Genomic DNA, 8,775 nt, shown 5'->3' with positions numbered 1-8,775 from the left:
CGTCTGCCGACTACCGCTGCCAGTACGTCACCGACTGGATCGCGGACAAGACCCGCTGGGTCGATGTCGAGGCCCCAGCGGGTCTTGTCCGCGATCCAGTCGGTGACGTACTGGCAGCGGTAGTCGGCAGACGGGGGGAGCCAGGTGGAAGGGTCCTGGTCGGCCTTGGACCTGTTGGAGGCGGCAGAGACCGCGATCAATGCCCGTTCGTCACCAAGGTCGTTGGCATACGCTTGACGCTGCGCCGCACTCCAGGCCGAGGCGCCGGAATCCCAGGCTTCTGCGAGGGGGACCAGGTGGTCGATGTCGAGCTTGCGGGCGTCGTCGAAGTACAGGCCATCGTAGGGGGAGTACCAGGAACCGCCGGTCAGGGCGCACTTGGGACCTTGCACCGGTGCCTGGAGTGCCTCGGCCTTGAGGACTTCCTGGCGGGTGTTGCAGCCGTCACGGTCAGCGTCCACCCAGTGCCTGAACATACTGCGCTGGTATCCCGTGCGGTCCTCGGCCCGTACGGGCAGGTTCTGCAGCGCGTCAAGAATCGGCATGGTAACGGTCTCGCCGGGGGCGGCTGCCTGGGCTGGTGAGGCGTAGGCTGCGGCAGGGGAGAGCAACAGAGCAATCGTGGTGAGGGCGGTGGCGGCAAAACTGATCCGGGCACGGCGCATCCAGGTCCCCTTTACGAAAGTCACCAATTCGTCGTGATCTTCCTACCGGGCCTACAGGACACAAGTCGACCGGCAGGGAACCTACTTCACCCGCGAGGGGAGAGACCTCATCTCATCACACTGCGCTCAGCAAAGGCCTGCATCGACGCCACCCTGGCAGCATGTGCCCGCTCTTACTTCAGCGGGCGCTGGTGCGGCGACCCTGACCCCACCCCTGCCGCAGATCAGACACCATGGCGCAGCAAGTGAGGTCTCAAATGCGGAAGTCGAGGATCGGCTTGACGGGCCCTGAGGAGGTTGTGCTCGTGCCCTCCGGGATAGGTTAAAAAGTTGCAAAGCGTCCTTAACGATACAACTCGGGAAAAGTGGTCACCGCTCAGGCGGGGAGTGAACCGCTGTCGGGACGGGAACCGACCGGCTGTACGACGTCGTCCCCGCGCAGGCGGGGGCTTTCGAGTCGGCACATCGGGAGTGGGTGCCGCTGAAGAGCCTTCCCGAGCTGGTGGCGCGGGAAGATCTGGAGCGCGAACGCCATCGCGGCACTGATGATGCTGCAAAATCGACGCCTTGGCTGAGCGCCGCTGCAGCGCGCTTCGGCCCGATCTGCACTCGAACGCGCGTCCGATCAGTCTTCATGTCTCGCTCCCCTCCTCTTCCTGGAGCGCGTGCAACGGGCTGAGCAGGCGTGGCGACCACAGCCCAGCAAGGTTAAAGCAGGGCGCCTGCGCGGGATCATCCCCCGCAGGCGCGGGGACCACTGCATGCGCTGCTCCGGCGTGTGGTTGAGGACGGGATCCCCCCGAGCAGGCGCGGGGACCACGCCTGCCCCCGGGGTGGGGTGGTCCCCCCCGGGATCACCCCGCAGGCGCGGGGACCACGACCGCGGCGACGTCGACGAGATGAGCTTCGGGGGATCACCCCCGCAGGCGCGGGGACCACCCCGAGCAGGTGGTAGCGGCGGGATGGCTCCCGGGATCACCCCCGCAGGCGCGGGGACCACTGGATCTCACCACGGCCGACCGTCCGCAACTTGGGATCACCCCCGCAGGCGCGGGGACCACCCCACAAGGCGCGGTGTATCCGGACTCTGGCCGGGATCACCCCCGCAGGCGCGGGGACCACCGCCGGAAGAACGCCCTCACCGCGGACCAGGAGGGATCACCCCCGCAGGCGCGGGGACCACGTCACCCATCCATGCGCTGAAAGTTCCTCATAGGGATCACCCCCGCAGGTGCGGGGACCACATGCCCGCCGCCCAACACCGAATCTTGGCCTCGGGATCACCCCCGCAGGCGCGGGGACCACAGGCTGCGACCTGCTTGTTTACCGCGTCACTGAGCGGATTTTGCTCACTTTCGCAGATTCGGACATGATGAACAAAGGGGGTGAATGAGGGTTTGTTGTGTGGCAATCACCTGCCTACCGGTTTCCGTAGCGCCTCCTCTTGGCTGCTTTGCTCCAGCCCTGGGTTGGCGGGCCGGGGGAGGTGGTGACCGGCGGGGTGGCGTGTGGTGCCGGGCGGAAGAGGAGGGTGAGGCCTTCATGGTCTGTGGGGCGCCAAGCGTGTTCGTGGGTTTCGAACGTGAAGCCTTGCTCGTTGTTGGTCTGGTAGGCGAGCAGGGCGCGGCCTTTGCCTTTGTACTGGCGAACCTCTTGCCAAAGGACGGCGCGGATTCGGGCTGTCGGGGAGCCGAGGAAGACGCCGGGAGAGATTTCGAGGAGCCATCGGGTGAGGAACCCCCGTAGCCCGGCAGGGCAGTTGGCGAGGACGATGACGGTCACCAGAGGGGTTCTTCCTGGATGGTCTGGTGTTCGGCGGCGCTGTAGTTGCGGCCGCTCGCCACGTGCCGACCGCCGTCCGACTGCAGGGTGACTTGGTCGCAGAAGTCGTCCGACCCGGGGGTGTCAGGGGTGTCGGTGGGCGTGAGCAGGTCTTTGATATCGCGTACGCAGCGGTTGAGGAGCCCAGCGGTGTTGATGCGGTCCCGCAGAGCGCGGCGGGTGCGTGAGGCGATGTCTTCCTCGCCTTCGGCTACGGCTTCGAATGCGGCCGGGATGCCGATCTCTGTTTTGTATAGGTCGGCAATGTCGAGGACGAAGGAGCGTTCGTGTCCGGAGTGAACGAATCCGAGTGCTGCGGAACAGCCGAGAGCGGCGACAACGGAGTGGGCGATGCCGTACATGCACTGGGCGGCTGCGGTGACGGCTTGGTTGGCGGGGTCGCCGGCGGTGAAGTTGCCGTGGTGGTATTCGCGCCGCCGCCAGGGCACGCCGGTACGGGATGACTCCCGGCGATAGCATTCCTTGACGCGACGCCCCTCCATGTTGAGCAATTCTTGCCGGGTTCGGTCTGACGGGTCGTCCTGGGGAAAGCGCAGCCGGTACATGGCTCGCGCGACGTCTAGGCGAGTGCGACGGTTTGCCCACGCGGTGGCCTGGGCTTCTGCGAGGCGAGAGGACCGGGTGAGCGCGCGGCCGCCGGCGTAGAAGCGTACGCCGTGCTCGCCTACCCAGACCACACTGGCTCCGCACTCGCCCAGGACGGACATGCCCTGGTGGGTCACGCGGGTTCCCGGGCCCAGCAGGAGTGTTCCGATGCTGGCGGAGGGGATGTGTGTGACGCCGTCCGCGTCGGTTGCCGTGATGGCGTTGTCGTCGCGATGAATGGTGCAGCGTTCCAGATAGATGAAGGAGATCCGGTCGCCGACGCGGGTCAGTTCATGTGGGGAGGAGATGCTGCGGCCGCTGATCGTGCTCATGCTGTGCTCAAGGGGGTGAGGGTCATTAATCCGCAGCCGTAGGCTTTGGCTTTGCCCATCCCGTGGGTGAGGGTTCGGCGGAGGACATCGGTATCGGTGATGCGCAGTCGGCCGTCGAAGGTGACCCGTGTCAAGCGGACGTCGTGGCGCTCGGCGCTGGTTGCCCCACTTTTGCGGAACTGCTGGGGTAGCCGGTTGTGCACGACTACCTGGTGCTCATGGCCGTGTTGGGTCAGCTGCTGTTCGGGGGGTGTCCGCACGATTTCGAAGCCGGCATGTTCCTGTCGTTTCAGGAGCCAGCCGATCTGGTGGCGTGGAGTGACATGAGCGGTGCGCTTCGTCGGGGCGCCTTCAGCGTCTTGCGGTTGATGGATGTAGTGGACGGGGTTGGCAGTGAGCCTGAATCCCCAGGTGTCTCCGGGCTTCAAGCGGTCGAGGAACTCCCCGTAGTCGAAGGTGGTCCATCCCGGCTGCCCCAGTGCGGGCCAGCCGGCTTGCTCCACGAGGTGGGTCAGGTCTGGGCGCTGGGGGCTGACGAGGAACAGGTCGGCACGCCCCGCCGGGGCCGGGTCCAGGCGCCACAGAACCCGCGGTGCCTGACCATCGCGTTGCGGCAGGGTGGGAAACGCCATGTTGACGGCGCCGTGCATCAGGTGGGGCGAGGCCAGGAGGCGGCGGGCGCCGGAGCGAGCGGTGTTGATGGGGAAACGGGTGAGGTACATCTGCTATTCCTGCCGGTCTGCAGTGCCGTTGGTGGCGTCGGTGGCTGGTCCGAGGGCGCGCAGCCCGGCTGTCGGGTCATGCTCCCCCCTCGTGCTGTGTGTCGAGGGGAGAGCGATGCGCTCGGCGAGGAGGCCTCGCAGCCCGTACTGACGATGGCTGGAGTCAAAGCTCACCGGCAGATCCCGCAAGGACAGGTGCGGGACCTCACCCTGAGGGCAGTCGATGAGCAGATCGAGCGTCTGGGAGGCGTCGGGGCTGCCAGTGCGCCGTGTCGTGCGCCGTTGCTGCCGCCTGTACCAGCTGGACGCTTGCCACTCGGCGGAGTGCAGGGCTTCTTCGAGCGAGGTGTCCTCCGTTGGTGGTCCCATCTCGATGGGACGGGAGGGGGGGCAGGAACGGCGTCCGAGATACGGAAGGAAGCGGGGGGATCGCACGGCTTCGTGCAGGCGCTGCAGCAGTGTTTTGTCCCCTTCGACCCCGGCGACGAAGATGGCATCGGTGAGGTAGAACCGTTCGGACAGTGGCATGGCTTTGCCGGAGTCGTCGTGGTGGGCGGTGTGGAAGTCCCGCAGTCGTGAGCCTGGCTGGTCGATTCGTACACCGAACCGCAGGGCGGCTAGGTCGGACAGGTCCGCTGTGCGGGGCCGGCCTGCGGCGGCGGCGAGCAGTCCGAGCACTCCGCTCTTTGTGGGTGCGTTCTCTGTGCTGCGGCGGGCGAAGCGGGCTGCCGCGCCCCACGATTGCAGGGGTCCTGCGAGCCGCAGAAGCAGCACGCTCATTTCGCGGACCCCATCCGCTGTGCTACTGCTGCAGTCACATCCCGCACCAGGGAGTCCAATGAAACTGGTGCGCCGAGCGGGGCCAGTCCAAGCGTCTCTTCGCCCACGCGGAAGACCCAGCTGTCGGTGTCATCGGTGGTGATGCCGTACTGCGCTTCCAAATGCGGTACGTAGGCCGCCAGCCGTTGGCAGCTTTCGCGCAGGAAGCCGCCGTTCGGCCCCGGGGGTACTGGCTCTTCGAAGGCTCCGATGAAACTGACGGGCCAGCGGTTGCGGAGCTTCACGATGACGGCTGAGGGGAGCGTATGGTTGCCGAAGGTATTGATTTTGCCGGTCGGCAGCGACGTGATGAATGCTTCGAGGAATGCACCTACGGCCTTCTCGACGGGGGTGCTTGGCGATTCGTCGTCTCGCAGTCCCAGTCCGAGGTTGCGGTGGAGTGCGTTGACGTCGATTGCGGCGTAACGGTAGAGCGTGGCGGAGTTGAAGTCGATGGTGCCGATCATGCCGGCACCGGACTCCTCTTCCGTGGACATGTCATCTACGGCGGTGTAGTAGTCGGACTCGATCTCTGACTTGTGGACACTCAGGGCGTGTGCCACCTGGGTCGCGGCATCGACGTTCAGGTCTGCGGAATCGGCGACCATGCGTCCGAAGAGTGCGATGTCGACCGAGTGCCGTGCGTCGATGGCCTTACGTGCTGCGGCCTTGTTCTCCTTGTCCTTGAGATGTTCCACAAGGGTCTTGACGTTGCCGTCGGGACCGCTGCCCTCGATGGCGATCTCGGCAAGGCTGTCGAGCTGCCGCCTGCTGAGGAACATCAGGTAGGCGGACTCCGGGACCGCAGGGGCCTCGCCGCCGTTCTTCTCCTTGCGCTTCGGCACCTCGATCTTGCTTCCGGTTGCCGTCTTCAGCATTTCGGCAGCCAGTTGGACGGCTACGGGAGCCAGCGATTTGTTCCGTTCGACGATCCGGTCAGCGAGCGCTTGGGCAACCTTCTTCGTTCGTACGCCAAGCTCTTCCGGCGGCAGGAGGTTGTTGAATTCCTTTCGCGCGGCGCGCTTCCACGCCTGGCTGGATACGCGTGCCCGGCGGACGCCACCGAAGTCTGCTGACTTCGGTGTGCCGGTGTCGTCACGGTTGAGGTTGCTCGGCGGAACGTTCTGCAGGATGTGGATATCAAGGATGGTTCGGGTCACCGTGTTTCCGTTTCTCTTCTGACGGTGCCAGACGTCTGCCTGCGCAGGCGCCCTGGCAAGCAACCGCCCTGGTGTGGGCGCGGGTTACCTGGTGGGCTCTTCAGCCGAGGTGTCCGGCGTCTGTGCGGGTGCAGGGGTGTCTTGTTCATCGGTGAGTGCAGGGGCCTTGGGACCGGTGTAGTGGAAGCCTCTTCCCCAGGCGCGCCGGACGTCGCCCTGGCTGGCGGCGTTCTGCCAGCGGGTGAGTTGGTCGGCAAGCAGTCCGTAGTCCAGGGGAATGCGGGCGTTGCGGAGCAGCAACACCATTTCGCGCAGGCGGCGGCCGAGGGTGTCGAAGTCGGCTGAGGTCCCGATGCGCACAAACCGTTTTCGGATGGTGGGACTGACGTCTTCAACGGGCGTGTACGCCCCGCTTCCGTCTCTCGTGTCGCTGGACGTGCTACCGGCGGAGTCGCGGGGCGAGCTGTCAGGGGTGTCGGATTTGCCCTGGGCGAGCTGTCGCACGGCACGCCCCAGGGTCCACTGGGTCACGTGCATCGGTTCGTCTCGGACGGACTGCTGGTGAAGTGCCCAGAGGGTCACGGCGAGATGGACTGCCCGATCCTCGTTTTCCTCTTGGTCGGCCCGCCCGCCCCGTGAGGGATACCGTCCGGGGTTGTTGCTTTCTTCCTCGCGAAGCTCTGTAAGGGTTTCAAGGTCATCAAGGCCCCAGCCGGTGGCCGTCGCGTAGACCTCGCGTCCGGCCTCGCGCCGCAGCCGGGCCACCGCGGCGACGGCCGCTGGCCTGTCGTCTCGGTATCCCCGTTGCAGGGGGACGATGGTGCGCAAAGTGGCCCGGTACGCGAGCGAGCGTTGTTGGCGGTCGTCGACGGACGCCGCGCTGCTGCTGTGGGTGTACTGTTTGTGCGTGGTGGTCATCGGGTGTTCTCCGTGTGGTGCTCGGTCGGAAGAGACTCGGTTGCGGAGAGTGGTCGGCTGTGCGTGGGTCACACGGGATCCGCCGGTGGCCCCAGGAGCGTGTTGAGCCGGGTGAGGAACCATCCTTCGGCGCGGCCGGCGTCCATCAGCCGCGGTCCCACCCCGGGAATGTCGACCAGCCGGCCTTCGTCTGCGGCCGGGCCGGCGGAGTCGAGGAGCTGACGTCCCAGCCGCAGCAGGTGCCGTCGGGTGGTACCGCGCCATTCCTGGCGGGCAGTGACCAGGTCGGAGAAGTCCAGCAGTTCCTTGAGCCATGCTCGGTAAGGGCCATCGAGGGTGCCAAATCCCAGGTCGCGGGCTGCGGAGACGGCCCCCGTGGGGTCAGTCCCGGCTGCCCTGGCCAGGTGGCCGGCGAGTTGTCCGAGGGCGATGACGGCTCCCTCAGCGTCGCTTACGGCGTCCACGGCGGCTGCGCCGTACACCGGGTTGGCCTCGTGAAGAGTGATCACGGGCAGGACAACGGAGTCGTCCACGATCTCGTCGACCACGGACTGCTGGGTACCGTACACGGCGCCGATGAGTCTCAGCCGGACCAGGGTGCCGGGGTCGATCTCACTGGTTGTGATCACCTGCGTGAACCATCGGGTGATGCCGGCCCGGAGCGTGGCTGCCGGCTCGCCACGCTTGCCGCTGTCTGTCGTGTGCTGGCGGGCGGGCAGCAAGGCAGCCAGTCCGCGCCACGCAGCCTTGCTCGGATCATGCCGTAGCGGTGTGTACACGGGGGAGCGGCCCTGCTTCTTCTCCTGGAGTTCGCTGCGTCGCCAGCCGGACATGGGTTCGTGCTTCCAGGGGGAGGTGAGGGAGAGCGGGTCGCCGTAGCCGAGGACTACTCCGGTCACACGATGGTTTTCTGCATGCAGTCGGATCCGGCGGGACTGCCATGTGTACAGGTCCCGCAGTCCCGCAGGTCGCGCTGTACCCGGCGGGTCGCCGCGTTCGCCGGGTCCGAGCGGATCGCGCCGCCAGACCGGCATATCGTCTGCGGCCCTTTCCGAGCCAGAGGGGGCTTCGTCCCATGCGATCAGGTTGAGGAGCAGGGTCTCGCGAAGTGTGGGGCCTTCAGCGAACACTCCTCCCAGAGTCCCCAGCGATCCGACGCCCAGTGGATAGACCTTGCCGGCTTTGCCTCGCTCGTCACCGGTCATGGCTGATTTGATGCCGGAGGTGTCGAAAGCGTGTGCGTGGATAAGCCAGCGAGCGGCTTCTGCACAAGACAGATGACTCACCCCGGGACGTCTCATGGCGAAGAAGGGCTCTCCGACAGGCACGTCCGCGACGATCCGACTGAGCGGTGCGACTTCGTCCTTCGCCGTACGCAGTCCAGCGACCTGGTAGAAGGGCCGCTCGGGGTGGAACAGGTCGAAGCGGTCGCGATGACGCTCGAGATAGGCGGGCACCGTCGCGAAGGGGCTGTCTGACTGCCACAGATCTTCCCAGTCCTCGATCTCGGCGGGCCCGTCCAAGGCGTCGTAGAGGATCGCCAGCAGCAGTCGCAGCAGAGCCATCTCCTGCGTGGGTATGTCTCCTACCAATCGGCGTAAGGAGTTCGCTTGTTCGAAGAGAGTGAGCAGGGAAACTTCGTCGGTTGATCCGTCCGTGCGTTGCACGGGCAGCCACGGTGTGCGGACCAGGTCGAACGACGGAGGATGCTGCCGAGTCAACTCGCCTGCCC

The 8,775-nt window shown here is 66.1% G+C and carries 8 protein-coding genes and 1 CRISPR repeat array; all 8 genes read right to left on the bottom strand.

Features of this window, described 5'->3' with window-relative positions; translation table 11 throughout:
- On the bottom strand, positions 1-665 hold a 665-nt coding region (locus tag ACJA3G_RS22670; RefSeq protein ID WP_406554863.1), incomplete at its 3' end, for an HNH endonuclease family protein.
- 910 nt (positions 666-1,575) lie between these two features.
- Positions 1,576-1,970: a CRISPR direct-repeat array (repeat unit 29 nt; unit sequence GGGATCACCCCCGCAGGCGCGGGGACCAC).
- 114 nt (positions 1,971-2,084) lie between these two features.
- Entirely contained in the window at positions 2,085-2,447 is a 363-nt protein-coding gene (cas2e, locus tag ACJA3G_RS22665; RefSeq protein ID WP_406554862.1) for a type I-E CRISPR-associated endoribonuclease Cas2e, read from the bottom strand.
- On the bottom strand, positions 2,444-3,424 hold the full coding sequence (gene cas1e / locus ACJA3G_RS22660) for a type I-E CRISPR-associated endonuclease Cas1e (protein ID WP_406554861.1): 981 nt from the start codon (positions 3,422-3,424) through the stop codon (positions 2,444-2,446). Before cas1e ends, cas2e begins: the two co-directional genes overlap by 4 nt.
- Positions 3,421-4,146, bottom strand: a complete 726-nt coding sequence (gene cas6e, locus ACJA3G_RS22655; protein WP_406554860.1) for a type I-E CRISPR-associated protein Cas6/Cse3/CasE — start codon at positions 4,144-4,146, stop codon at positions 3,421-3,423. The genes cas1e and cas6e overlap by 4 nt, the downstream gene beginning before the upstream one ends.
- A 3-nt stretch (positions 4,147-4,149) precedes the next feature.
- Positions 4,150-4,926: a type I-E CRISPR-associated protein Cas5/CasD gene (cas5e, locus tag ACJA3G_RS22650; protein WP_406554859.1), complete on the bottom strand. Its 777-nt coding sequence runs from the start codon at positions 4,924-4,926 to the stop codon at positions 4,150-4,152.
- Positions 4,923-6,125: a type I-E CRISPR-associated protein Cas7/Cse4/CasC gene (gene cas7e, locus ACJA3G_RS22645; RefSeq protein ID WP_406554858.1), complete on the bottom strand. Its 1,203-nt coding sequence runs from the start codon at positions 6,123-6,125 to the stop codon at positions 4,923-4,925. The genes cas5e and cas7e overlap by 4 nt, the downstream gene beginning before the upstream one ends.
- 84 nt (positions 6,126-6,209) lie before the next feature.
- Positions 6,210-7,043 (bottom strand): type I-E CRISPR-associated protein Cse2/CasB, encoded by an 834-nt coding sequence (gene casB, locus ACJA3G_RS22640; protein ID WP_406554857.1) that lies wholly within the window; start codon positions 7,041-7,043, stop codon positions 6,210-6,212.
- A 68-nt stretch (positions 7,044-7,111) separates the two neighbouring features.
- On the bottom strand, positions 7,112-8,775 hold a 1,664-nt coding region (gene casA / locus ACJA3G_RS22635; protein WP_406554856.1), incomplete at its 5' end, for a type I-E CRISPR-associated protein Cse1/CasA.

Origin of the sequence: Streptomyces sp. YS-3, assembly GCF_045257485.1 — a bacterium.
Taxonomy (GTDB): Bacteria; Actinomycetota; Actinomycetes; order Streptomycetales; family Streptomycetaceae; genus Streptomyces.
The sequence above is the reverse complement of the archived record's forward strand: the minus strand, read 5'-3'. Positions and strand labels throughout refer to the sequence as shown.

Bases quoted from the DNA above. Each gene is read 5' to 3' on its own strand.
- cas6e (WP_406554860.1), bottom strand. From the start codon at position 4,146: ATGTACCTCACCCGTTTCCCCATCAACACCGCTCGCTCCGGCGCCCGC.
- casB (WP_406554857.1), bottom strand. From the start codon at position 7,043: ATGACCACCACGCACAAACAGTACACCCACAGCAGCAGCGCGGCGTCC.
- cas5e (WP_406554859.1), bottom strand. From the start codon at position 4,926: ATGAGCGTGCTGCTTCTGCGGCTCGCAGGACCCCTGCAATCGTGGGGC.
- cas1e (WP_406554861.1), bottom strand. From the start codon at position 3,424: ATGAGCACGATCAGCGGCCGCAGCATCTCCTCCCCACATGAACTGACC.